Source organism: Planococcus salinus (genome assembly GCF_003719725.1).
Classification (GTDB): Bacteria; Bacillota; Bacilli; order Bacillales_A; family Planococcaceae; genus Planococcus; species Planococcus salinus.
The window spans coordinates 40,286-65,316 of the sequence record NZ_RIAX01000007.1 but is presented as its reverse complement, the minus strand read 5'-3'; the positions used below and the strand labels follow the sequence as shown (position 1 = coordinate 65,316).

Sequence of the window (25,031 nt, the reverse complement as noted above, 5' to 3'; positions counted from 1 at the left end):
CCGTCAGCACCCCGCCGCGAGGACCCTGTGTGGGACTCAATTGTTCTTCAAATTGTGGCCCACACAGGGTCCGTTCTAAAGACGAACCACTCTTCTTCATTGGTCAAGCTGCAGTCCTGTGTTTCGTCATAACCCAGCGGTAATAGAAAACGATGCACAGCACGAAAATCCCCAGTACCAAATACAGATTCGAGTATCCGAGCAACCCGGCAAAGACACCGAGTGACACGGACCCGATCGCGATGCCGCTGTCATACAAAGCAAAAAATGTTCCGGTCGCGTAACCGCTCCGGTGCTTGTCGGCGGCCTGGATGGCCAACGTCTGGAAACTCGGCAGCAATGTACCGTAACCTAACCCCACCAAAGCACCTGACAGCAAAAGCATCCACGAAGATTCCGTAAAACTGAGCGAGATCAAGCCCACTCCAAAAACGATGCAGGATGGGATAATAACAATATTCGGCCCCATCGAATCAAAAATGCGTCCGGTGAACGGTCTCACTACCAGCATGGCAAAAGCATAGACGACAAAGAAAAAGCTCGCTGTTTTGATCAGTCCAAGCGACTGGGCGTAAACGGAGATAAACGTGATGATGCTTGCATAAGCAAACGAAATGAAAAAGCCGACACTCGCAATCGGAAGCGATCGTTTCTCCAGAAAATCACTGAACGTCAATTTGCGTTTTTCCTGTTTCACAACCGGCTGTTCATCCACTCGAACGAATAACGCACAGAAAAATCCGATAACCATAATGACTCCGAAAACCGTGAAAATCATTGAGTACGACAAATACGGTTGAAGAGTCAACGCCAGGAATGGTCCCGCGACAACTGCCAGATTCATGGCGATTCCGTAATAGCCAAGCCCTTCCCCCCGCCGTTCAGGCGGCACGATATCTGCGGCGATTGCCCCTGCAACCGTCGTCACCAGGCCGAACCAAATTCCATGGAAAAAACGCAGCAGTAACAGCATGGTCAAACTGTCGATAAAAATATACAAAACAGTACTCAGCGCAAACATCAGCACACTGAACACCAGTATTCTCTTTTTGCCATACTTCTCTAAAATAAGACCAGCGAAAAAACGTATAATAATCGCTGATACCAAAAAGATGGAAGCAGTAAATCCACCTTCCGCCGCTGTTCCATCCAAACCGTCAAGTACATAAATTGGCGTAAATGTCAGCAGTGCATAAAATACAGCAAAAAGAAAAAAAGTGCTAATCGATATATTAATAAAACTTCTGGTCCAAATCGGTCTCTTCTCAGTCATTCGCTACATCCTCTTCTTTGTTGTCTTCCATTCCTATTTTCTTTATCAATCGAATCAGTTGCTGCTGTTCTTCATCCGTCAGCGCAGCAAGCATCCGTTCTTCCAGCTCCGCAATCCGCTTTTCAATTTGCGGCACCACTTGTTCGGCATGCTCCGAAAGCTGGACGATGCGCTCCCGCTTATCGCTTCCTTCTTTTCGGACAATCCAGCCGCTTTGTTCCATCCGCACCAAGGTTCTTGTCACGGTCGGGGCTTCTACATTCATGTATTGCCAAATCCCTTTTTGCGTCATCGGCCCGAATTGTTTTAAACAAAAAAGAATCGACCATTGTGCGCTGTACAGGTCGAATTCCTTTAATGCTTCATTCACTTCTTTGATGGACAAACGCGATTTTTGGTGAATTTCGTGAAACAATAAATTTTTCATGCGCATCTCTTCCTTTTTAGTAAAGGCTTCTCCGAATTTATTTACCTAAGTAAGTATATGGTTTTAACAGCTGAAAGTAAAGTGCTTCCTGTCGATTGGTAAAGTAAAGCCTGTCCCATTAATCGGGACAGGCTTTACAGCTTGTTGAGAAACATTTCAGTAACTCGATATTCCGCAAAACAGCTCCGCTTTCCAGCGGGCTTGCGCCGAACTAACTCGGGCTAAGGCCGCGCCCGCGGAAAGCGCCCGGCTGGAACGGAATGAAAGAAAGTTGTCGAATTTCTCGGTAGGCTTTTATTTATTAAATTATAATTCCCCGTCTTTTCGCATCGAACAGCAATTCTTCACGGAAATCCGGATGTGCAATGGCAATCAGCCGTTTGGCACGCTCTGAAATCGATACCCCGTGGAGACGCGCAATTCCGTACTCTGTGACAATGTTATCAACATCGTTTTTCCCTGTTGTCACAACGGAGCCAGGTGCCAATTCAAGTTTGATGCGCGAAAGTGTATCGTTTTTTGCAGTGGATGGCATGCAGATATAGCCTTTGCCGTTTTCAGCAAAACGCACACCACGCGCAAAATCGATTTGGCCGCCGCTTGATGAATAATACTTGCCGGCAACCGTTTCAGAAGCGCATTGGCCGAACAAATCCACTTCTGTAGTCGAATTGATCGACACAATATTTTTCTCTTTGGCGATTTCCCTTGGGTCATTGACGACACTCACCGGCAGAAATTCAACGACCGGGTTATTGTCGATGAAATCGTATAATTTCTTTGAACCATAAGCGAAAGTCGCGACAATTTTTCCGGGATTGGTGAATTTTTGTGTCCCGTCAACAGCTCCCGCTTCCACCAGGTCAACGATTCCATCCGGCAGCATCTCTGTATGGATGCCCAAATGGCGATGGTCTTTCAGCATGCTGATGACTGCATTGGGAACAGAGCCGATTCCAATCTGCAACGTATCCCCGTCTTGGATATCTTCGATCATCGATGCAGCAATGAGCAGATCTTTGTCAGTGGTAGGCGGAGCTATTTCTTCCGTTAACGGAGCATGTTGTTCAACGTATCCTTCTATTTGACTGATATGGATTTGGTTATGTCCGTAAGTTCTTGGCATCTGGTCGTTGACTTCCAAAATGAAAGGGACTTTCCCGATAAACTCCGACACATAGTCCGCCTGCGTACCAAGCGTAAAATATCCGTGCTCATCCATCGGCGAAGCAACGGTCATGATCATCGACATGTTCGTCGTTTTTTGCAGTATACGCGGCATTTCATGAAAATTATTCGGTACCAGCTCCATCTTTGCCTGCTGATAAACTTTTCTTGTCGCGCCACTTAAAAAGTATGAAACGTGCTTCAATTGTTCAAATTCCCCTTGGATATAAGGGCGTGGACGCAAAGCCAGCATTTGATGGATCTTCACGTTGTTCAGCTGCTCTACCTGTTCTTCCAATATATCTAGCAAGCGAATCGGTTCGCCGTTGGCAATTGGAACAATAAGATCTGCTCCGTCATCGATGAGGCCAATAACTTCTTGCGGGGTCAGTTTTTTTGTCATTTCAGTATTCACTCCTGTTTTTCCTATTACCCATAACTGTACCATAGGATTTGTCTATTTCTCATGTATCCGAATTTTCCGTCCAGTACCTTTTTCCGCCGAACAAAAAGACCGTCATTTTTGATGACGGTCCCGATTTTTTACACTTAAAATAATGCCAGCCAAGCCAAACAGCACCAATATCCCCCACAGAATGAGCAGCACGATAGAGCCCACTCCCGATGGACTGTTCAAATGCGAGTAGAGCTGCAAGGCAAAAAAAGCCAAGCTGACAACAGCAATCAAGCTGAAATAAATGATTCGTCCCTTAAAACTGAAGTTCTTCATTAGAAAGACTCCTTTAGCCATATTCTTTGGATTCAACAGTGATTTTTGTCCATACGAGCGTAAACAGTAAAAATAATTCGAAGGCATTTGTGACGGCGGCACTGTCAACCGGAATCGGCACAAAACTGCCGATTGTCATCACACCCGCGCCAATGAGCATCCACTTCCAGCCGATATGTTTCCAAAGCAAAATTCCTGTGGCGATCAAAACAATGGTAACCAGAAGAATCATAATCGGCGGACCGGATGCCGGATCTGCAGAAGCGTATTTCACGAGACCATATTCCTTTTCAACCATCAATTCGAGGCCCCAAACTTCAAACACAAACTCTACAGCAATCATTGCCAGAGTGTAGCCGAGCACCACATAAAAAACTGCTTTTTTCTTTGCCCAACCTACACCCGCCTGCCGAAGGGCTCCCAATGAAAAGAGCGCCAAGGTCGGCGTTAATAAAGCATGGCTCCAAAAGCGGATAAAACTCAAATTCTCGAGCAACGGTCCTTCTCCGATGTACCTGCCCGAAGCAATGATGGCATTATCGTAAATAAGGCCGAGTAATACCAGATAGAGGAACGATGTTAAGTTCCAGGACCGCTGTTTTGACAGCGCCCATATCAATAATCCAATATAAGCGGCAGTAAATAAGAAAAACAGAATTGTATCCATGCGCATCCCCTTTCCGGGTGTTGCCTGTTTCTCTTATCATTCACGTTCCGAGACGCTTCTAAACGCAGAAACAAAGGAGTGACCTGTCATTATCGAACCAGAAACTTCGTCCGGCTGCATCCTTCTTTTGATTTTTCCACTTCCAAAATGGCGGGAATCGCCGCTTTCAACTCACGAACGTGTGAAATGACCCCGATCATGCGCCCGGATTTCTGCAAGTCGATCAGTGTATCAATGGATTTGTTCAGCGACTCTTCATCGAGCGAGCCAAACCCTTCGTCGATGAACATCGTTTCAATGGAGACATTTCCCTGAAAACTTTGAATGACATCCGCCATCCCAAGCGCCAGGCAAAGCGAAGCATTGAATTTTTCGCCGCCTGATAAGGTTTTGACATCACGTGTCTGGCCGGTATACGCGTCGTAAACATCCAATCCAAGACCGCTCTGCTTGCCGCGCGATTCCTGACGATCGCTGCGCATCAAGTAGAACTGGCCGTTCGACAGATTTTTCAGGCGTTCGTTTGCTGACTGGATAATCTGTTCCAGGTATTCAATTTGCAAATAACGTTCAAAAGAAATCTTCAAGTCGTTTTGACCGCGGATCATATTGTGCAAATCGGCTATGCGGTTCAATTGCTGTTCTGCAGCGGCTGTTTTTTCAATCGCCGCTTGGATATTCCGCATCAATTCATCCGCTTTTTTTCCACATTCCATCGAATGGTTCCATGTTGCCAATGACTGCTCGTAGCCTTGCTTCAAGTCAGCCAGTTCCACTTCCATCAGCGATACATCTTCATTTTTTCTGTCTTTCAGGAGTTCCGTCAACTCCTTGACTTGCTGCTGCAATGTATGGTGTGTTTGGTTGAACTGCTGGATTTCGCGTTTCAAATCAGCAAAATCGGATTCATGCATCTTTGCCCGGTGATACGCCTGTTCGGATTCAAAAGCGGACTTTTCCAAGGCATCTTTGAATTGCTGTTCCGCTTTCGCCCTCTTTTCAGTTATTTCTTCTGCACTGGCTTTGGCGTGCTGACAGGACACAGCAGCTGATGCCATTTGTTCTTTCGCTTTCTGGTACTGCTTCTGTGCAGTGTCCCACGATCTTTCCAGCTGTTCTTTTTGGGCAACAGCCTGTTGAATCTCTGCTTTCAGGAACGGCAAGGCGCGCATTTTTTCGGGAATCGAGGAATATTTTTCCGCGACCACTGCTTTGGCTGTTTGAAATGCCGACTTCTGCTTATTCATTTCCGAAAGACGGGCGGCTTTGTCTTGTTCCACTTTCTCGAGTTGGGAAAGCTGTTTGCTCAATTGTTCTTTCAAATCACGGAGTTCCTGCTTTTGCGTTTGAAGAACACGGACTTCATTGGCCAGCTGCTGCTTCAATTCTTCCAAACGAACCGCTTCGGTTTCCGCCTGTTCTGCGCTTACACCATGCTGTTCGACTTCCGCCTTTTTTTGAGCGAGTTGCTCTTCAATTGACGCCAGTCTGGCCGCCGCGTTGCGGAACTGGCCATCCAGTTTATCCCGTTCCGACTTTGCTTTTTCCAATTCTTCTTTTGATACACTCAGCTTGTCAGCAACGGTCTTTTTGTTCGGATGTTCATGGCTTCCGCATACAGGGCACGCCTCCCCATCATGCAATTGTTCAGCCAGAATATGGGCTTGATCAGCAAACCAGCTTGCTTCTTTCCCGCTATACGCAGTGGCTGATTGAAGATAAAGGGATTCTTTTTGCGCCAACTCACTGGATTGCGTGGCTTTTGAAGCCAGAAGCGCCAAATATTCTGTTGCAACGCGAACCTGCTCGTGGAGTTTCGTAAGTTTTCGCTGCTTTTCATCATAGGATTCCACGACTTGTTCAAGTTCCCTGATTTTTCCGGCCATACTGTCTGTTGCCTCTTTTTTTCCGGCATGCAACTCTTCAGACGCCAGCAGCTCTTTCTCCGATTGTTCTGCGGCAGCTTCCAACTGGACAAGTTCTGCTTCTTTCGCCGCCAGCTCCTGAACCTGCGGCAATAACCCCTGCAGTTCAATCACTTGTTTCCGTGCGTTTTCCCGTTGTTCGCTGCGCTTTTCTTCTGCTGAAAACTGCTGTTCCGCCTGCTCTTTCGTTTCGGCTGCTGTTTTTTTCGCTTCTGCCGCCCGGGTTAACTGGTTGTTTTTTTCCACTTCGTTTTCAAGTAGTTCCCTGAACAGGTTTTCACTGTTTTGAATTAACCCTGCACGTTCCGCCTGCTGTAAAACCTGCTCTTTTTCTGCAAAAACCGGTAGTTGTTCTGTCGAGTATTCAAGTTGCTGTTCTTTTTCATTCATCTCCGCAAATCGACTGTTCCACTTTTGAGCTTCGTGGTAGGATTCCAGCTTGTCATTATGCTTTTTATATAAAGATTGATACCGAGCCTGATCCATATCGGCTTTCTCTTTATAGAACAGCGACTCTTTTTCAAGACCCGCTAAAATTTGGTGAATATTAGCATGCTCACGGGACATTACTTCAAAAAGCTCCGACTCCCGCATTGGAAGCGATGACTGAATGGCTTGAATGTGGTTATCCAATAACTGTTCTTCCAATTGGTGAGATTTGGCAGCCGCATCTTTCTTTTGCTTTAACCGTTCGCTGATCATCTTATACGGTTCCGTTTTAAAAATCCGTCTCAATATCTCTTCTTTGTTGTCGGTTTCAGAAGTTAACAGCTTACGGAACTCTCCTTGCGGCAGCATGACAATCTGACTGAACTGATTTTGTGTCAGGCCAAGGATCTGTTCGACTTTCGGATTGATTTCCGAAACGATTTGCCGTTCCACACAAGGTGTTTCTCCGTTCTCGTCAACAATGAAAAATTCATAGCGTTCACCTGTTGCGCTTTTGTTCCCTTTTTTGACATGCCCCATTTGCCGCAAAATCCGGTATTTCCGGTTATGTATCTCAAACTCCATTTCCACGCAAGTAGGCGTGCTGTCATCTGCGAAATCACTGCGCAAATTACGCGTTTCGCTGCGGTCCGATCCACTGGCCGAGCCGAACAGCGCAAAACAGATGCCGTCAAAAATGGTCGTTTTTCCGGAACCTGTGCTGCCGGAAATGACAAACAGCTGATTGCCTTTCAATTCCTTGAAATCAATAATTTCCGTTTCTTTATACGGTCCGAAAGCCGTCATTTTCAATTTTAAGGGCCTCATGCTCTCACCCCTTCTTTCTCATCACTTTCTTCATGCAAAGATTCCTGAACCACTTCCCGAAAAATCGCTTCAGTCTCGGAAGACGGTTTTTCCCCTTTCACTTCTTCGTAAAACGCATGGAATAAAGACAGCGAGTCCATTTTCCGGCGTTCCCCTGTGTCGCTTTGCACAGCCGTCCCGGCAAAATTTTTCCGCTCCACATGCATGGCGTTCGGATAAATGGAACGCACTTTTTCCATCGGGTAAAGGATCGGCGCATCATCCAGCAATTTGACGAACACAAAATCCTCACTGACTTCCTGGCGCAGAATGTCTTCCATCAAGCCTTCAACTGTCCGCATATCCCGCTGCGGCTGGAAAAACCGTTTTTCAACCGATGCCTTACCTTCTTCGTCCAGTTCGACAACGTAATAGCCTTTTTGATGCCGTTCTTCAGAAATCGAATACTTCAATGGCGATCCGGAATAGCGGATTGTTTCATTCGACACATAATGGGCTTGATGCAGATGGCCAAGCGCGGTGTAATGAAATGCATCGAAATGACGAGCGTCGACATGTTCGGCGCCTCCGATTGCGAGCGGCCTCTCCGAATCGCTCGTATTCGCTTCTTCTTCTCCGCGCGGCGTCACAAAAGCGTGGCCGACAAACACATGGCGGGCTTCAGCAGCTCTCGTGCTTTTGATTTTTTCTATGATGGCTTTCATCGCACCATCGTGCGTCCGGACGTCTGCATCTTCAAATACATGCCGCACCTGGGAAGGATCGGCATACGGCACAAGATGGAAATGCACTTCCCCAAACTCATCACTCAATACGACCGGCGTCTGTTCTTTTGTCACATGGCCTGCTATGTGGATGCCGTTCGGTTTCATAAAACGGCTGCCGAAATTCAACCGGCCGGGGCTGTCATGGTTTCCTGCCACGGCAAGAACCGGTGTATTCAGTTCCAGCACAATTTTAGCCAGCACATCATCCAGCAGATTAACGGCTTCTGTCGGCGGCACGGCGCGGTCATACAAATCTCCGGCAATCACCACTGCGTCAGGCCGCTCCTGCTCAACCGCCTCAATGAACTGCTCCAGTATAAAGCGCTGGTCCTCTGTCATATAAACCCCTTGGACAAGCTTGCCCAAATGCCAATCGGCAGTATGGAAAAATTTCATACGATAACTCCTTTCTGTTGCTGTAAAAGAATATATGTTCGTTCCATTATACATGATTCTGTTTGGTTGTTTTTCTTTAATTTCCGATATATAATAAGAACAAACGTTCTATCAGAAAAGCGCAGGCGCCCGTGGAGATTCGACGGGCATAAGACAATCGGGCGAAGCGGCGTGTTTGTGCCGCACAGCCGGAGTGGCTTATGACCCGAGAATCTGGGCGCCGGAGTCTGGACACTCAGAAAAGCGCAGGCGCCCGTTAAAGGAAGATAAGCTAAAAACGCGACGTCCTGTCGCAACGCTTATCTGACCCGCTTCCTGCGGTCCCTCGACGGGCATAAGACGATTTGGCGAAGCGGCGTGTTTGTGCCGCACAGCCGGACACCAAGAAAAAGGAGTGAAAATCAATGAAAGCACAAATTTTGAAGGCCTTTAAGCACCAGCAGCCAGTGGATATGATGTATATGGCTCATGATGGCGCCATCAGCAAACGCCGTGTGAAAATCCTGAAAGTCAGCGGCGATTCGTTTCAGGCCTACTGTTTTCTCCGGAACAAAAAGCGCACTTTCAAAATGGACAATGTGCTTTCATTGATTCCGGTGGCGCAAAAAGAACGGCTGATCATCTAATCTCCTCCAGTCTCTTCCCTTAATATGATACACTGGAAGAAATGGATTTTGGAGGGTGAAATGATGAACGTAACCGTATACCTTGCAGGAGAAATTCATAGTACCTGGAGAGACGAAATCAAAAAGAAATCTGCAGCACTCAATTTGCCGGTCGAATTTGTCGGGCCAATGGAAGACCATGACCGGTCGGACAATATCGGAGAAGAAATTCTAGGCGAACAGCCGAATGCCGTCTTCAAAGATGCGGCAGCATCCAGCTTCAATAATTTGCGTACGACGGTATTGATGCAAAAAGCGGATCTGGTCATCGCTTTGTTCGGCGAACAGTACAAACAGTGGAACACTGCCATGGACGCCAGTGCGGCTCTCGCCCTGGACAAGCCAGTCATCATTATCCGCCCGGAAAAACTGCATCATCCATTGAAAGAACTGTCCCGAAAAGCAAACGCCACAGTCGAGAACTGCGACCAGGCAATCAAGGCACTATCTTATATTTTCGAATGAAAAAACACGGCCATCTCATGGATGGCCGTGTTTTTCGTACTCAGTAATACCACATTCCCACAATCGGGTAATCGAACTCTTCGCCGTTCAGTGCTTTGATAATACCCAGAACCGGAACGATTATACCTACGATTCCCAGGATAAACAACATCGGAATACCGATCAGTACCACGACCAGCAAGCTTGATACGAAGAACAAAGCGCCCAATACAAGCTGGAACAGCAATGCCTGAATCGACAGCTTTTTCACTTCTTTGTCGTCAGTTACAAGAAACACGATAAACGGCACTAAAAACGGCATAAAGAACGCACTGGCATGGACAAGAACCTTTAATCCGGTGCTCTGCATTTCATTCATCTCCAGTCATTTTTCTTATACTCTTTTTACGCATAAGCGACTGAAAAGTTTCATTTTTTTCACACTGAGTAAAAGTTCTTTTTACCGATTCATTTGCAAAACGACTTTTCCGAACTGCTTGCCTTCTGCCAGATAATCGAAAGCTTCCTGAGCATTTGCCAGGTCAAACGTCTGATCGACGATCGGATGCGTTTCATGCTGCTCGATATGCGCCAGCATTTCACGCAATTCTTCCCGGCTGCCCATCGTGGAACCAAACAGCTGGTATTGGCCGTAGAAAAACTTACGGAGATTGAAGTCAACATTGTCTTCTGTAGTCGCCCCAAAAATAACAATGCGCCCGCCTTTTTTCAGAACATCCAATGAGCGGTTGAACGTCGCTTTACCGACACTGTCGATGACCAGGTCAATGGTTTCATCAGCCAATTCCTGCTTCCAGTCACTTTCTGTATCGATCGCGATATCAGCTCCAATTTCTTTGGCATGCTGCATTTTTTCTTTGCTTCTGGAAGTGACGATCACTTTCGCTCCTGCATTTTTCGCAAACTGAATCAAGTACGTGGCGACACCGCTCCCCGCACCGGGAATAAATACTGTGTCTCCTTTTTTCACTTGTCCTTTTGTAAACAACGCGCGGTATCCGGTTAACCCGGCCAACGCCAAAGAGCCCGCTTCTTCCCAAGACAAATGAGCCGATTTTTTCTCCACTTGTTCGGCAGACACGGCAATTTTCTCCGCAAATGTCCCGTGGTCGGGCATTCCCAGAATGTCAAAGCCTTTCGGAGGAGCGTCACTGTTATCGTACCAGCGCAGCGCAGGATTGATAATCACTTCATCTCCGACCGACACCTGCGAAACCCCTTCGCCAACTGACTCCACGACACCCGCTCCATCTGAACCTATGATCAATGGTTCTGGTTTGTTGCCATGCCGTTTGCCAAGTCCCAAATCGCGGCGGTTCAAGCCTGCTGCACGAAGCGATACGACTACTTCCCCAGCCTGCGCTGTCGGTTCTTCCATTTCTCTTACTTTGAATTCTCCAGACTCCAGTACAAATGCTTTCAATTTCTTCATCCTTTCCCGAAATGCTTACTAAAGAGCTCCAATTGTTCTTTACTGACAATGTCCTGTGAAAACAATGGAATGTAAATAAGCTGTTGTTTTTTAAACGTTTCTTCGATCAATTCGACATACTGTTTTTCGTGTTTTCTCCGCTCCATCAAAAATTCGCCATCGGCTTCTGCCGGAAGCACCTTGTTGATGAGCAGCGTGTTCACATGCAAATCGTATTTATGCAATAACTCCAGCGCTTTTTTCGTTTCCAGTATAGGCAGCCGCTCCGGGTTCAAGACGAAAATGAATCCGGTCTCTTGTTCATCCAATAAAAGATCACGCGCTTTTGAGAACCGTTCCTGCCGCTCTCTCAGCACATCGTAAATCGGATCCTCCCTCGGTTCACCGTCATTCAGCAATTGCGTATAGTTTTCATTGGTCTTTTTCCGCTTCTCCAGCAAGCCATCAATCCACACCCCCATCAATTCCGGCAATGTCAAAAGTCGGATCGTGTGCCCTGTCGGTGCTGTATCAAATACCAATTTGTCAAAATGCGCACGCTCTTCCAAAATGATATGGATCAACTTATCAAACAGAGCAGCTTCATCTGCTCCGGGCGAAGCTTTGGCAGTATCCAACTGGCGATGTACTTCTTCCATCATAGCGGAATGCACAACGCCTTTAATATTGGCTTTGACGCTTTTTATATATTTATCCGTTTCGATTTCCGGATCGATTTCAAGAGCATATAGATTTGATGCGATTTCTTTTGTTTTCCCGCCGATTTCCTGATTGAAAATATCACCGACATTGTGCGCGGGGTCAGTCGAAATGAGCAGAGTTTTATGGCCCAGTTTGGCAGATTGCCAGGCAATCGCCGCCGCTGAAGTCGATTTTCCGACGCCGCCTTTGCCCCCGACAAAAATAATACTTTTTTTCAAGACTTCCATTTGTATTCCTCATTTCTTACCATCTTAGCAGCAACGAATGCCGGTCATCGGCGATTTTTCCATTCCCATGCGCAGATGCCAGTCATGGAACCTCTCGATCATGTACGGGTATAATTCCAGCGTATAGTAATACACCGGATTCGGAATGCCGATCATTTCCGAATACAACATCAGCAGAAACAAATCGTCTTCATCGCGCAGTTCACGCGCAATTTCGGTCCGGTGCGGCATTTCCAGTACCTCTTCGTAAAAAGCGATCAGCTGTTTCAGTTTCTCCAGCATAGTAACACCTCTTTTAATGAAAATAGAAGGGATCACATGTATATGATCCCTTTCCACTTTCACTTAATTGTTATTCGTCGCCTGAAAAATCAGGGTCTGTTTTCTTCAGCAAAGCCTGGACTGCGGTCAAAATGATCCATAGCGTGAAGACGAAGATGATGGCTCCAAAGACAAACAGCAGCATATTCGACCCATCTGCGTACCATGCCCATTCAGTAAATACCTGCTCGAACATCGCCCAAAGCGTCATGAACATCAGGAAAATCATCGGAATGATGGTAACCATGTAATTTCGGCCAAGTTTTCTCAGCCAGATCGAGATTAACAGCAAACTGATACCCGCCAGCAGCTGATTCGCTGTACCGAATAACGGCCATAACAAGTAACCGCCGGAACCAAATCCGTTCGGCCCTTCAGGAATCAGCACAAGCGCCGCACTGGCTCCGACTGCAATGGTCGTCGCTACATGCTTTTTCTCCAAAGAAGGGATTTTATACTCCACGCCCAATTCAGAAATGATGTAACGCATCAAACGGACCGAAGTATCAAGCGTAGTCGCAGCAAATGAAACGACAATGATGGAAACGATTGTGGATGCCACATCGGCAGGAATCAGCAAACCGGTTGCCAGGTTCGTTGCTCCTTCAATGAAAGCGCCAAGCCCAGCTCCATTGGAAGCCGTGAAACTGCTGTAAGTCGCCCGGAACTCTTCCACACTCGGAAACAAAGTGATAACGGCGATGATGGAAATAAGCGCCAATACACCTTCTCCCACCGCCCCCAGATAGCCGACAAAACGGGCATCTGTTTCTTTGTCCAGCTGTTTGGAAGTCGTGCCGGAAGACACAAGACCGTGGAAACCGGAAATCGCACCACAGGCAATCGTGATGAACAACAGCGGAAACCACGATTGGTCTGCACTTGGATTGGTCATCGGTGCAGTAATCTCAGGACGTGTAAAAATCAGTCCCACGTATAGAATCGCAAGTCCTACAACCAATTGATGTGAGTTGATGAAATCACGTGGCTGAAGCAGTTTCCAAACAGGTAAAGTAGAGGCGATGTAGACATATACCATCAGCACGACAATCCAAATAAAGAACGCGGTCGAAATTGCGCCTAAACCGAATAGTCCTGCCCCTCCTTCTCCGCCCATATACTGGACGAGGTCAATCTGCAGAAAATCCACTTTACTGGCAATAACCGCCACTATGTACATGGTCGCAAGTGCGAGCAATGATGGAACAAGCATTTTTTTGTTCCGCTTATAAACCGCATGGCCAATCCAAATTGCTAATGGAATTTGGATAAATACCGGAATGACACTTGCCGGATAAGAAATGAATAAGTTCGCGATAACCCAGGCAAACACGGCATTAACCATTAAAACAAGAATTAAAATGATGAAAAGGAATAAGATTTTTCCACGCTGTCCGATCAATCGGTGTGCCAATGTTCCAACCGACTGCCCTTTGTTGCGTACCGATAAGACGAGCGTTCCGAAATCATGGACACCTGCCGCAAAAACGGTTCCCAGAACAACCCACAACACTGCAGGGAGCCATCCCCAATAAACCGCAATGGCCGGTCCGAGAATCGGTGCAGCACCGGCTACAGAAGTAAAATGGTGTCCCCAAAGCACAAATTTATTTGTCGGGACAAAATCGACACCGTCTTTAAAGCGGTGTGCAGGTGTTACATAATTCGGATCCAACCTGAAAATCTTTTCTGCTACGAATTTGGAATAAAACCGGTATCCCAGTATAAAGATGAAAATTCCAACAGCAGCGAGTGCAATAGCTTCCAATTAACCCAACTCCTCTCAATCTTGCCAACACTCCGCATATTCCAGAGTATCTGCCCTTTCATCATAAATTATTATCCTAATAATGTAAATGTTCTGTAATTATTTGTTTGAAACGGCTTCTCTGGTTCTTTCATATAAAGCCAGCTTGGTCCAAATAGTTTCCAGTACCGGCACAGCCAATTTATGTTCTTTGGCGTTTTTCAGCAAGAAGCCCTGCAGATGATCCGATTCCAGCGGCATGGATTTTTCTGCATCGCGCTGCATCGAAGATTTCATGTCCGGATGCATCATATTAAGCTTAACGAATTGGTCTTGAGCGATGCCTTCTTTGATTGGAGCGCCTATTGCAGTCATAACTCCGACAAGCTCATCCAGCAAAGTCCCGATGGTCCGCTGTCCCGTCTCCAGCTCAAGAATCGGTCCAATTGGGGACTGCATTGCCGTAGTAATCCCCGACATTGCCGTAATAAACAAATACTTATGCCACATATCCTGGTTAATATGGCCGCTTAATTCGAAGTCCGCTTTTGTTCCATAAAAAGCCTGCTTCACCCGGAGGATGCGTTCTGTTTTGTCTCCCGTGCGTTCCCCGTAAACCAATTGATGGGTCGGGCTTGTCTGTATAATGGTTCCCTCTTCATCAAGTGTGGATTCGATAAAGCATAGACCGCCGATGACTGCCTCTTCCCCAAAGCTTTCCACCAGCTCGTCCACATGTGCTACACCATTCAATAAAGGCAGCACCATCGTTTCTCTGCCAACAAACGGCTTTATGTCTTCGATGGCACCAGCCAGTTGATAGGACTTCGTCGAAATGACGACGAGGTCAAAATTGTTGTCCACATCCCGGGCCGTGATCAATTGTGGTTTCGCTTCAATGTCACCATGGACGCTTTTCACTTTCAATCCCGTCTCTTCCAGCTGCTGTTTCCGTTTTTCACGGACGAGAAACGTTACGTCTTCCCCTTTTTCCAGCAGTCTGGCACCAAAGTAACCGCCAATGGCCCCTGCTCCTACAATCAATATCTTCATTAAACTTACTCCTCCTCTTTCTATGCTCTTTGGTAAATCCACTGTTCGCCTTCTTTTCGCCGTCCACAATCGCCGCTATGCCGCAGGAATTCCAAATGCGCCAAAGTTTCCCCGACAGCAAAACGCGTTTCGTGGACAGTCAACGGCCGCTTAAAAAGCTGCTCGCACGCTTCGTATACCGTCCGCCCTTCTGTTACCGTATCCAGGGTTTCTTCAAGGCGCTCATTGTGGTGCTTCATCAATTCATCAATCCGCTTGTTGGCCCCGTAAAAAGGCTGATGGTGAGAAGGAATGACCAACTCCGCATCCAGTTCCTTCATCTTTTCCAACGACTGGTAATACGTTTTCAAAGGATTTTCATCCCCGTGAAACCAGTAAGAGATATTCGGTGTGATTTTCGGCAGAATGTGATCGGCCGAAAACAATACATTCTGTTCTTTATTGTAAAAACAGACCATGCCGTCTGAATGGCCCGGAGTGAAGATCACTTCGTATTCGTAACGGCCGATGACGACGGATTCACCTTCCTTAAAGTAACGATCGACTTCAGGCAATGGAAAAACAAGATCCTGGAACCCTGCTGTATTTTCCGTCATTTGAATCGACTTGTCTTCCGGTATTCCGCAGGCGCGGTAATTTGCGGGTATCGTCTCAATCACTTCGTCCTGCCATGAAGACAAACCAGCCAACGCGTCCGTTTTGGACATGGAGACTTTGGCTCCGGTTTTTTTCTGCAGGCTTCCGGCGTGACCGAAATGATCCGGATGGTAATGGGTCAGCAATAAATCCGAAATTTCTTTGGTTCCTATCTGCTCTTCCCACAACTCTCTTGTATAGTCATTGTTCAACCCTGTATCTATGACTGTCCATCCGTCAATTCCTTCTGCCATGAAACAATTCACGTGATTGAGGCGAAAAGGCAATTCCACCCGTATCGGTGTAATCCCAAGATCTCTCATTTTATCTTTAATTTCCGGCTTTGTGTTTTGCAGATAACTATTCAAGTCCCCACCACCCACTTTCCATTTTTTCTCACTGTATTTCCTGGGAAATAAAACCCTGCCTCCTCATTTCAAAATTTTTCAGTTCAAGCCTTCAGTGGCTCCCCATCCCCTCTCACCAATCGTTATTATGTTCAGAATACTTACACATTATGGTATCGCTTTCGAAAAAATAATGCAATGTACGCTTCTTTTTGGCCGTATAAAAAAAGGCTGGCAGCAATTGGTCTATCCAACGCTCCAGCCTTTTAATGATTACTTGTCATCTTTTTCTTTGTTTTCTTTATCCTGTTCTTCTTGGTTTTCTGCCGCTTTATCAGCTTTTTTAAAGTCATCCTGGTAATGTACTTCCTGTGCAGCTTTCAAATCCAACTCTTTATCCGCCAATTTTTCATGCGGTTGTTTTTCGTCGCTCATGTCAACTGCTCCTTTCTGTATAACTCATTATAGTAAGTCTTATTTTTTCTTTTCCCTTTTCGCTCATGCGTAAACGTTCAATCCGGCATGAATTCCTGCACTTGCCGCAAGTCCACGTTTCCTCCTGACAATACGACTGCAATCTTTTGCTGTGCCCCCTGCAATTCCCCTGACAATACCGCAGCCACCGCTGCTGCACTCGACGGCTCAATCAGCTGCTTTGTCCGTTCAACAGTAAATTGGAAGGCTTCTTTGATTTGTTTTTCTGTGACTAACAGCAGATCGTCCAAATGTTCCTGCAAAATGGGGAACGTCAAATCGCCCGGCTGGGAAGTCCGGAGTCCATCTGCAACTGTAGGAGCGCTGTCTATAGAGGTGATTTGCTTATTTTTCAAAGATAAATACGTATCATTGGCGGCTTCAGGTTCCACACCGATCACTTTCACATGCGGCTTGCTGTTTTTCACGGCCGTCAATATGCCGCTGATCAATCCTCCGCCGCCAACCGGCACCACGATTATGTCGACATCAGGAACCTGCTCCATCACTTCCAGTCCGATGGTTCCTTGGCCGGCAATGACATGAGGATGATCGTATGGCGGTATGAAGATGCCTTCGTTTTCTTCAGCCAGTTGCTTGGCTCGCGGTATCCGGTCAGCAGAAATCAGTCCGCAATACTCCACTTGTCCTTTATAAGCTTTGATCGCAGCCACTTTTGCGGCATTGGCATCTTCCGGCACTACGATTATGCACGGCACTCCCAATTCATTTGCAATGGAAGCCACTGCCTGGCCGTGATTTCCCGAAGAAGCAGCCGTGACAAACCGGGCGCCATTCTGCACTGCCTTTTTCACAGCATTTGTGGCACCTCTTATTTTGAATGAACCTGTTTTTTGCAGATGCTCTGATTTCAAATAAACCTGGTTGCCGCTTTGTTCGTTTAAAAGCTCTGACTTTAAAATGGACGTTTCATGGATACTGTCCTGGATTTCAATGTGTGCATTTTTCACATCGTTTAAGCTGACCATACTCTCACCCTTTCGTTATTGCCAGTTTATCATAACCGCTGTTAGTAAAAAGTGTTGAGCATTTTCTGCAGGAACTCGATGTTTATATCGTTTACTACAATCACATAGAGATGAAGACCAAATTAAAAGACATGAGCCCGGTGGAATACCGGACTCATGTCCAACAAGTCGCTTAAATTTTTGTCTACCTTTTTGGGTCAGTCCATTCTCAACAGCCTTAGTGGGTGGATTCAAAGAATCCACCCACTTTTTATATAACTAAATATCATCTGCAGGACTAATTTGTTTGTAAGCTTCATCAGTAAGAGCACTTTGACTATCCAAATACAGTTTCCAATCTCCATCTTTTTTTACCAAGTTCAGGGGTGCCTGTTCTGCACTGCCATCTTCATATTCTAACACCACTACTACAGTGGCTTGATCTTCCGTCACGTTTTTCACTTCTTTGATCTCGTAATCGACTAAGGACGGAAGGTTTTCTTGCATCGCTTTGTAAGTTTCGAGTTTTATGCCCCGATCATTCTTAAAACGTTCGTCAACGACTAAATCTACAATGCGTTCGTAATTCTCAGCTTTACCTAGTTCCACATATTCCTTCACAAACGCTTCAGGAGAGACAGTATCGAGTTCCTCCGAATTTGTTAAAAATGGAACGGAAATTACCCCAGCAACCGTAATTACTGCTGTGCCGATTATACCCACTCTTTTCTTCATTCCCTTACCTCCTCATTTCAAGTTATTAAAGTACATAGCATCTTATTATTGTACCATACCGTTTTAATGAATATGAACCATATTACTCCTTCTTTTACAAAATGTTCTACTTTTTAGCTTTTTGGCAAGGAATTAAGAGCTGACTTTAAAACGGGAGTTTCATGAATACTGTCCTGAATTTCAACGAATGCATTTTTCACATCGTTTAAGCTGACCATACTCTTACCCTTTCGTTGTTGCCAGTTTATCATAACTGCCGTTAGTAAACTGACTTTTCTGATCCCACCTGTTCAAAAATATATATTATCATTTCACGAAAAAGGGTAAACTAAAGTATTCGACAATGGGTAGGAAGGAGCCGATTTTTTGATAAAACGATTGGTCGTTACCGGCTACAAGCAGCACGAACTTGGAATATTCGACGATAAAAATCCTGGAATTCATTACATTAAAAAAGCCCTCGAAAGCCGTTTCCGGGCGTTGCTCGATGAAGGGCTTGAATGGGTGATTCTGAGCGGCCAGCTGGGGGTCGAGACTTGGGCTGCCGAAGTGGTCCTGGATATGAAAGAAGAATTCCCTGATTTTAAGTACGCGATTCTGACACCGTTTCTCAATCAGGAAAAGAAATGGAATGAAACCAAACAAGAGAAATATGAGATGCTTATCGCTCATGCCGACTTTCATCGGAGCCTCACGTCCAAACCTTACGAAGCTCCCTGGCAATTTATCGAGAAAAATAAATTTTTCCTGCGCAACTCGGATGGCATCCTCATTGTCTATGATGAGGAAACTGACGGTTCCCCTAAGTTCATCAAACAAGAAGCGGAGCGGTATGCAGAAAGCCATGACTATACGGTGATGACCATTTCTGCTGATGACTTGCGTGTGATTGTAGAGGAAGAACAAATGAACCAATGGGAGTAATGGCTTGATAGACCCACGCCTATTGATACAAATCCCTTTATTCATTTGACCAGGATAGTAAATTCCTATACTATTAAATGCTATGTATTGCAATAAAATTGGTATAGGAGGAAATATGAAAAAAGCTACTAGAGTATTTTATATCGCATTTGCATTAGTCATTTTGACAGTTGCATTTGGAGTCATCTCTCCGGAAATTTTCGAACAGGCAACCGGAAATATCCGCTCGTTCATCAACACCGCTTTTGGCTGGTATTACTTGACGATCATGGCGTTGCTGTTAATCCTTACGCTCATTATCATCCTCAGTCCATACGGTAAAATTCGTCTTGGCAAAGATGCGGACCGTCCCGAATTTTCCACGTTTACATGGATGTCCATGTTATTTTCTGCAGGGATGGGAATCGGCCTCGTTTTTTATGGAGCTTCAGAACCGCTGTCCCACTTTGCCATCCAGCCTGCCACCGCTGAACCGGGTACCGATGAAGCCTTCAAGGAAGCTCTGCAGCGCTCATACTACCATTGGGGTATTCACGTGTGGGCAATGTATGGAATGGTTGCTTTGTCACTCGCTTTTTTTCAGTTCCGAAAAGGGGAACCCGGATTAATTTCATCAACACTGAAGCCGATTTTTGGAAAGAAAATGGAAGGTCCATTCGGAACGCTTGTCGACGTGCTGGCTGTTTTTGCCACTGTCTTCGGGGTTGCGACTTCTCTCGGCTTTGGCGCTGCTCAAATTAACGGTGGTCTTTCTTATCTTTTTGGGATGGAACAGAGTTACTCGATGCAAATGCTGATTATCGGTGTCGTCACCCTTCTGTTCATCATTTCAGCCTGGTCAGGGCTCAATAAAGGGATCAAGTACTTATCCAATACGAACATGGTGCTGGCGGTCATATTGCTCATCCTTGTATTGGTCATCGGTCCAACAATGCTTATTTTGAACATGTTCACTGAAACGTTCGGTGCCTATTTCCAGAACCTGATCAGCCTCAGTTTCCAATCCGCGCCACTTGATGCGGAAAACCGCAGCTGGTTGGACGGCTGGACAATCTTCTACTGGGCCTGGTGGATTTCATGGGCGCCGTTTGTCAGTATGTTCATCGCCCGTATTTCCAAAGGCCGGACTGTCCGTGAATTCTTAATCGGTGTAGTGCTGACACCGACCATTTTCGGATCTTTCTGGTTTGCCGCCTTTGGTACATCTGGCATTGATATGGAAAAAAGCGGCTTTGATCTCACTTCTTTCCCGACAGAACAAACCTTGTTTGCGATGTTCAGTGAAATGCCGATCGGCTTTACCATGTCAATTATCGCCATCCTGCTTGTCAGCACCTTTTTCATCACGTCTGCTGATTCAGCCACTTTCGTTCTCGGGATGCAGTCAACGAATGGCTCCTTGATGCCGAGTAACCAAATCAAGATTTTATGGGGAATCGCACAATCACTTGTAGCAGCTATTCTGCTTTCGGTCGGAGGTCTCACCGCTGTGCAAAATACCATCATTATCGCAGCTCTCCCGTTTTCGTTTGTCATGATTCTGATGATCATCGCTTTATTCAAAGCGTTAAAAACAGAGCTGGCGTTAAGCAAATCAAAAAAATAGTATTTCCAGCCACTTTCCGCCACTGTTGGAAAGTGGCTTTTTACTGTGCTTACATCCAAACAGAAAGGGTATAAAAGAAGTGGACCATAAATTCGGAGGTGCTGATCATATGGAAGAACAAACAAAGGCGATTGTCCAAAGCTCTTTGGACGCTTTGATGGAGAATCAGGAGTTTTTACCTGAACTTCAAGGAGAAATGCGTTCACAGGCATTCACTTCATTGAGCGCCATTCTCTCAACACCCAACCAGATCTACAAATCCTTCTTGCGGGTGCCGTTGGATAATGGTGCTGTTGTAAGAATCCCTTCTTTTCGTGTCCACCACAACAATGCGATGGGCCCCTACAAAGGCGGCATCCGTTTTCACGAAAGTGTCAACGAAGAAGAAGTCGTCAACCTGGCATTTTTGATGACATTGAAAAATGCCCTTCACAATGTACCATTCGGAGGAGGAAAAGGCGGCGTACTCATAAACCCGAGAGATTTTTCGGAAAAGGAATTGAATATGATTTCCAGAAAATTCGTCCGTTATTTCGCTGACGTTATCGGCGCCACAAAAGACATACCGGCTCCGGATATGGGGTCCGGCGAACGGGAAATGGACTGGATGATGGCCGAGTATAAAAAAATCCATCCCGGCGAGCCTTACCTGGGCAGTTTCACAGGAAAAAGTGTAGAAAATGGAGGTTCACTGGGAAGACGGGAAGCAACCGGGAAAGGCGTTTACTTCACTTTCCGTTACCTGATGCATGATTTTGTCAAAGAAAATGAGCAATTATTATCTTCCACCAGCAATAAATTTGCTGCCACCACTTTAGCTCATGCCAATCGCCCGTTGACTCTGGCGGTACAGGGATTTGGTAATGTCGGATCCATCACTGCCCTTGAAGCATATAAATGTCCGCTCGTCGACAATACGGTGGTGGCTGTCAGCGACCGGAACGTCACTTTGTACAATGAAAACGGTTTGGATATACCGGCCTTGATCAGTTTCACTTCAAAAAACCGAGGCGATTTGCCCGTCACTGATGAACAACTGTCTGAAGCAGGCGTTTCAGCGGAAATCAGAAGCCGGGATGATTTACTGACGCTGCCAGTGGATGTACTGGTCCTTGCAGCATTGGAAAATCAGATCCATGAAAATAACATGACAGAGATACATGCCAAAATCATCGTGGAAGGTGCCAACGCGCCAACAACAAAAGAAGCTGACCAATACCTCAGTGATCAGGGCGTGGTGATCATACCGGACATTCTCGCTAATGCAGGAGGCGTCATCGTCTCTTATTTCGAATGGCTGCAGGGACGCGAAACACAATACCATTCAGAACAGGAGATTTACGATAAATTAGTGGGGCAGATGCAACAGACGATGGATATGATTCTCCCGCAATACTTCGGGGACCCTTTCCCGTTGCGCCAAAATTGTTATATTCATTCTGTTAAGAGATTATCTACAGTTCTGTACAAGCAAGGAAAATTATACTGAGACATAAAACAAGCCGGCACCCGTGAGACGCCGGCTTGTTTTTATTGCCCTTTTTTCCTTCTGCTGTGTGAAACCTGATAAGCGTCTTGGCGGAAGTTGAGTATGCGGTCTTCGGAACAGGAAATCCCCTCGGTCATAACCGTCGGGTCAAACAAGGTGTCAGCCGCATAAGGTGCTTGCTTTTGAATCGACAAGCTGCCAATGTGGATTCTCTCCCTTTCTGCGGGCCATTCGACTGTCGGATCGTCAGTCGGATCCTCATCCGTTCCAATAACAATATTCAAACGGAAGTTTACCGGTCCCTGGCTGATTCGGTCTTCAAATTCCGCCTTGTAATAATCGATCGGCATAGCTGCGGCATCAGTCAACGATAAATCCTCAACTCCCGCTTCTGGTTCCCATTCGTATTTAATGGGCTGTTTCTTCCCCTTGTCATTATGAAAATAAAACGCGTGATTCGAGTGATACAAGCCAGTCGCAAAGCTCTTCGGGGCTTGCATTTTTTTTAAGATTTCAATGACAGCCCGGCTTTCGGGATATTGCGTCATTACTTCTGCCAAATCGGCGAATCGCGGCTTTCCATTTTTAAATGATTTCATAACACGGAGCATTTCCGTGAAAACTTCCGGTGTTTTCGCCAGAAAAATCGGGGCCGTCACCCCGACAATATTCGTCACTTCTCCTTCTGCCAACTTGAACTGCACGGCCATCCCTTTTGCAGGGGACATAATATCTGCCCATGTCGGGTCTGGAGAAAAATGCGAAAAACGCACCAGCGCCTGTACTTTTCCTGGTTGAAAATGAGAAGCCGTGGTCAGTGCTGAGGCATTTCCATTGGAAGAAAATATCGCTTCGTACACGCTTCCTCTCGCGTGCGCCCGGCGATGGCCCGGGTACTCGCCAAAAACTTTTTCAATTTGATTGACCGCTTCCTCTGCCAATTGTCGTCTTTTCACTTTCTCACCTCATTTCCTTTAACCTATACCCCATTGCGAATATTTTTAAAAATACAGGGAATACAAAAAAGAAGCAATAATTCAAAGGAGGAACAAAAATGGAATTTACGCACGAAAACAATCAAATCACCGCAACGGAAAACTCAGAAGAACTGGGCTTTATCACATACGTCCCGAACGGAAACGTTTTAACAGTCGCCCACACAGAAGTTTCTCCCCAAGCAGAGGGCAGAGGACTCGGCAAAAAACTGGTGCAGCAAATTGTCCAGTACGCGAGAGATGAAGACAAAACAATCGTGGCGCAATGTGCATTTGCAAGCAGCGTAATCGAAAAGACTCCTGAATTCCAGGATGTCTTGGAAAAGTGATCGGAAAGGAGTTTCAATAATGGAACAATCTCTTGAGGAAGCAGCGAAAAGTCATGCGCGGCCTTTCAGGACATTCCAGGATCTGACCCCTTTAATCGATGCTCTCGGGGATTCAAAAATCGTCATGCTGGGTGAAGCCACTCACGGCACTTCAGAGTTCTATTCCATCCGTGCGGAAATTTCGAAGCGGCTGATTGAAGAAAAAGGCTTTTCGATTATTGCCGTTGAAGGAGACTGGCCTTCTGCACAACAGATCAACCGCTATATCAAAGCGTATAGCAGTCAGCAAAAAGGGCCTGAGGAAATTTTACAGGCTTTTACACGTTGGCCGACGTGGATGTGGGCGAATGAAGAGATGGTTCAATTTATCGAGTGGCTGAAAAACCATAATAACCAAAGCCAGCTTAAAACCGGGTTTTATGGCCTTGATGTTTACAGCCTTTGGGAATCCATGGAAGAAGTTCTTCAGTATTTGACACATACCAATCCGTCCGGGGGCGATTTGGAGTTGGCCCGGAGAGCCTTTTCCTGTTTTGAGCCGTTCAACCGGGAACCGGAGAACTACGCCATTTCCTCGTCCACATTTTCAAAAGTATGCGTAGATGAAGTCTCAAAATTACTGGCTTCCATCCGCTCGAACGAAGAGCAGTATAAAGATGAGCAAGAAAGCGACTTGAATTTGGCAGTAAATGCATTGGTCGCCAAAAATGCTGAGGATTATTACCGGGCAATGGTCCAAAGCGGTGCCATGTCATGGAACATACGAGATGAACATATGGTCGAGACCGCCAATAAAATCCTTGATTATCACGGTCCAGAGACGAAAATCATCATCTGGGAACATAATACCCATATCGGGGACGCCCGGGCAACCGACATGAAGAATGACGGCATGGTCAATGTAGGGCAATTGTTGAGGGAACAACACCCTCAGGAAGATGTGTTTGCTGTCGGCTTCGGGACCTACTCCGGCACAGTCATCGCTGCCGAATCATGGGGGGATCGACACCAACAAATCACGGTTCCTCCTGCCCGTGTCAACTCATGGGAAGAAATTCTGCATCGTACAGGCGCTTTTGACAAGCTGTTCCTGTTTGATGAAAACAACCATGAATTGTTTGCCCGCTGGACCGGTCACCGGGCAATCGGAGTTGTATACAACCCTGAATTTGAAGCTTACGGCAATTACGTCCCAACGAAAATTTCAGAGCGCTACGATGCCTTTATTTTTATCGATGAAACAAAAGCATTGACCCCTCTGGAAGTCGAAAACATCGTTCCCTGATAGAGAAAATTGAAAAGGCTGC

General features: G+C 46.1%; 25 protein-coding genes and 1 pseudogene. 8 read left to right on the top strand and 18 right to left on the bottom strand.

Going from position 1 to position 25,031, the window contains the following annotated elements:
• Positions 1-103: 103 nt before the first annotated feature.
• The 7 genes from EEX84_RS10610 to EEX84_RS10580 all read right to left on the bottom strand — a co-directional run bounded on the left by EEX84_RS10610 (position 104) and on the right by EEX84_RS10580 (position 8,609).
• On the bottom strand, positions 104-1,273 hold the full coding sequence (locus EEX84_RS10610; protein ID WP_123165613.1) for an MFS transporter: 1,170 nt from the start codon (positions 1,271-1,273) through the stop codon (positions 104-106).
• Entirely contained in the window at positions 1,266-1,700 is a 435-nt protein-coding gene (locus EEX84_RS10605) for a MarR family winged helix-turn-helix transcriptional regulator (RefSeq protein ID WP_123165612.1), read from the bottom strand. The genes EEX84_RS10610 and EEX84_RS10605 overlap by 8 nt, the downstream gene beginning before the upstream one ends.
• 301 nt (positions 1,701-2,001) lie before the next feature.
• Positions 2,002-3,270, bottom strand: a complete 1,269-nt coding sequence (locus tag EEX84_RS10600) for an acetyl-CoA hydrolase/transferase family protein (protein ID WP_123165611.1) — start codon at positions 3,268-3,270, stop codon at positions 2,002-2,004.
• A gap of 114 nt (positions 3,271-3,384) precedes the next feature.
• Positions 3,385-3,597, bottom strand: coding sequence for a hypothetical protein (locus tag EEX84_RS10595; protein WP_123165610.1), 213 nt, complete (start codon positions 3,595-3,597; stop codon positions 3,385-3,387).
• A gap of 13 nt (positions 3,598-3,610) precedes the next feature.
• Positions 3,611-4,264, bottom strand: coding sequence for a hypothetical protein (locus tag EEX84_RS10590; protein WP_123165609.1), 654 nt, complete (start codon positions 4,262-4,264; stop codon positions 3,611-3,613).
• Positions 4,265-4,353: 89 nt separating this feature from the next.
• The gene (locus EEX84_RS10585) at positions 4,354-7,446 is read right to left on the bottom strand and encodes an AAA family ATPase (RefSeq protein ID WP_123165608.1); all 3,093 of its coding nucleotides are present in this window, start codon (positions 7,444-7,446) and stop codon (positions 4,354-4,356) included.
• Positions 7,443-8,609, bottom strand: a complete 1,167-nt coding sequence (locus tag EEX84_RS10580) for an exonuclease SbcCD subunit D (protein ID WP_123165607.1) — start codon at positions 8,607-8,609, stop codon at positions 7,443-7,445. The genes EEX84_RS10585 and EEX84_RS10580 overlap by 4 nt, the downstream gene beginning before the upstream one ends.
• Before the next feature lie 404 nt (positions 8,610-9,013).
• On the opposite strand from EEX84_RS10580, the gene EEX84_RS10575 reads away from it, so the two are divergent.
• Together EEX84_RS10575 and EEX84_RS10570 are read left to right on the top strand one after the other, a co-directional pair.
• Positions 9,014-9,235 (top strand): transcriptional regulator, encoded by a 222-nt coding sequence (locus tag EEX84_RS10575; RefSeq protein ID WP_123165606.1) that lies wholly within the window; start codon positions 9,014-9,016, stop codon positions 9,233-9,235.
• Positions 9,236-9,298: 63 nt separating this feature from the next.
• On the top strand, positions 9,299-9,739 hold the full coding sequence (locus tag EEX84_RS10570) for a YtoQ family protein (RefSeq protein WP_123165605.1): 441 nt from the start codon (positions 9,299-9,301) through the stop codon (positions 9,737-9,739).
• A gap of 40 nt (positions 9,740-9,779) precedes the next feature.
• On the opposite strand, the gene EEX84_RS10565 is transcribed toward EEX84_RS10570, so the two are convergent.
• The 9 genes from EEX84_RS10565 to EEX84_RS10525 form a co-directional block, all read right to left on the bottom strand.
• Positions 9,780-10,088, bottom strand: a complete 309-nt coding sequence (locus EEX84_RS10565; RefSeq protein WP_123165604.1) for a DUF4870 domain-containing protein — start codon at positions 10,086-10,088, stop codon at positions 9,780-9,782.
• A gap of 90 nt (positions 10,089-10,178) precedes the next feature.
• Positions 10,179-11,162, bottom strand: a complete 984-nt coding sequence (locus EEX84_RS10560) for a zinc-binding dehydrogenase (protein ID WP_123165729.1) — start codon at positions 11,160-11,162, stop codon at positions 10,179-10,181.
• A 5-nt stretch (positions 11,163-11,167) separates the two neighbouring features.
• Positions 11,168-12,100 carry an ArsA family ATPase gene (locus tag EEX84_RS10555; protein WP_123165603.1) on the bottom strand — a complete coding sequence of 311 codons (933 nt, stop codon included), beginning with the start codon at positions 12,098-12,100 and terminating at the stop codon, positions 11,168-11,170.
• A 24-nt stretch (positions 12,101-12,124) separates the two neighbouring features.
• Positions 12,125-12,382 (bottom strand): cory-CC-star protein, encoded by a 258-nt coding sequence (locus EEX84_RS10550; RefSeq protein ID WP_123165602.1) that lies wholly within the window; start codon positions 12,380-12,382, stop codon positions 12,125-12,127.
• A gap of 70 nt (positions 12,383-12,452) precedes the next feature.
• Complete coding sequence (locus EEX84_RS10545; RefSeq protein WP_123165601.1) at positions 12,453-14,189, bottom strand: carbon starvation CstA family protein; 1,737 nt, start codon at positions 14,187-14,189, stop codon at positions 12,453-12,455.
• A 99-nt stretch (positions 14,190-14,288) separates the two neighbouring features.
• Positions 14,289-15,221 carry a ketopantoate reductase family protein gene (locus EEX84_RS10540; protein ID WP_123165600.1) on the bottom strand — a complete coding sequence of 311 codons (933 nt, stop codon included), beginning with the start codon at positions 15,219-15,221 and terminating at the stop codon, positions 14,289-14,291.
• 20 nt (positions 15,222-15,241) lie between these two features.
• Complete coding sequence (locus tag EEX84_RS10535) at positions 15,242-16,225, bottom strand: MBL fold metallo-hydrolase (RefSeq protein ID WP_240033959.1); 984 nt, start codon at positions 16,223-16,225, stop codon at positions 15,242-15,244.
• Positions 16,226-16,477: 252 nt separating this feature from the next.
• Positions 16,478-16,639, bottom strand: coding sequence for a YfhE family protein (locus EEX84_RS10530; RefSeq protein ID WP_123165599.1), 162 nt, complete (start codon positions 16,637-16,639; stop codon positions 16,478-16,480).
• A 77-nt stretch (positions 16,640-16,716) separates the two neighbouring features.
• Positions 16,717-17,667, bottom strand: coding sequence for a threonine/serine dehydratase family protein (locus EEX84_RS10525; protein WP_123165598.1), 951 nt, complete (start codon positions 17,665-17,667; stop codon positions 16,717-16,719).
• Between the two features lie 47 nt (positions 17,668-17,714).
• Between EEX84_RS10525 and EEX84_RS10520 the strand changes: the two are divergent.
• Positions 17,715-17,843, top strand: a pseudogene (locus EEX84_RS10520) (IS3 family transposase); the annotation flags it as partial.
• An 82-nt stretch (positions 17,844-17,925) separates the two neighbouring features.
• Here the strand turns inward: EEX84_RS10520 and EEX84_RS10515 are convergent.
• Entirely contained in the window at positions 17,926-18,381 is a 456-nt protein-coding gene (locus EEX84_RS10515; RefSeq protein ID WP_123165597.1) for a DUF4878 domain-containing protein, read from the bottom strand.
• Positions 18,382-18,747: 366 nt separating this feature from the next.
• Between EEX84_RS10515 and EEX84_RS10510 the strand changes: the two genes are divergently transcribed.
• From EEX84_RS10510 to EEX84_RS10500, 3 genes are all read left to right on the top strand, one after another.
• Entirely contained in the window at positions 18,748-19,305 is a 558-nt protein-coding gene (locus EEX84_RS10510) for an SLOG family protein (protein WP_123165596.1), read from the top strand.
• A gap of 115 nt (positions 19,306-19,420) precedes the next feature.
• Complete coding sequence (locus EEX84_RS10505) at positions 19,421-20,911, top strand: glycine betaine uptake BCCT transporter (protein ID WP_123165595.1); 1,491 nt, start codon at positions 19,421-19,423, stop codon at positions 20,909-20,911.
• A gap of 109 nt (positions 20,912-21,020) precedes the next feature.
• On the top strand, positions 21,021-22,400 hold the full coding sequence (locus tag EEX84_RS10500; protein ID WP_123165594.1) for a Glu/Leu/Phe/Val family dehydrogenase: 1,380 nt from the start codon (positions 21,021-21,023) through the stop codon (positions 22,398-22,400).
• 41 nt (positions 22,401-22,441) lie between these two features.
• On the opposite strand, the gene EEX84_RS10495 is transcribed toward EEX84_RS10500, so the two are convergent.
• Positions 22,442-23,356: a catalase family peroxidase gene (locus tag EEX84_RS10495; RefSeq protein ID WP_123165593.1), complete on the bottom strand. Its 915-nt coding sequence runs from the start codon at positions 23,354-23,356 to the stop codon at positions 22,442-22,444.
• Positions 23,357-23,454: 98 nt separating this feature from the next.
• On the opposite strand from EEX84_RS10495, the gene EEX84_RS10490 reads away from it, so the two are divergent.
• Both EEX84_RS10490 and EEX84_RS10485 read left to right on the top strand, forming a co-directional pair.
• Positions 23,455-23,724 carry a GNAT family N-acetyltransferase gene (locus tag EEX84_RS10490; RefSeq protein ID WP_123165592.1) on the top strand — a complete coding sequence of 90 codons (270 nt, stop codon included), beginning with the start codon at positions 23,455-23,457 and terminating at the stop codon, positions 23,722-23,724.
• Between the two features lie 19 nt (positions 23,725-23,743).
• A complete protein-coding gene (locus tag EEX84_RS10485) occupies positions 23,744-25,009 on the top strand; it encodes an erythromycin esterase family protein (RefSeq protein ID WP_123165591.1) in 1,266 nt (421 codons plus the stop codon).
• Positions 25,010-25,031: the final 22 nt, after the last annotated feature.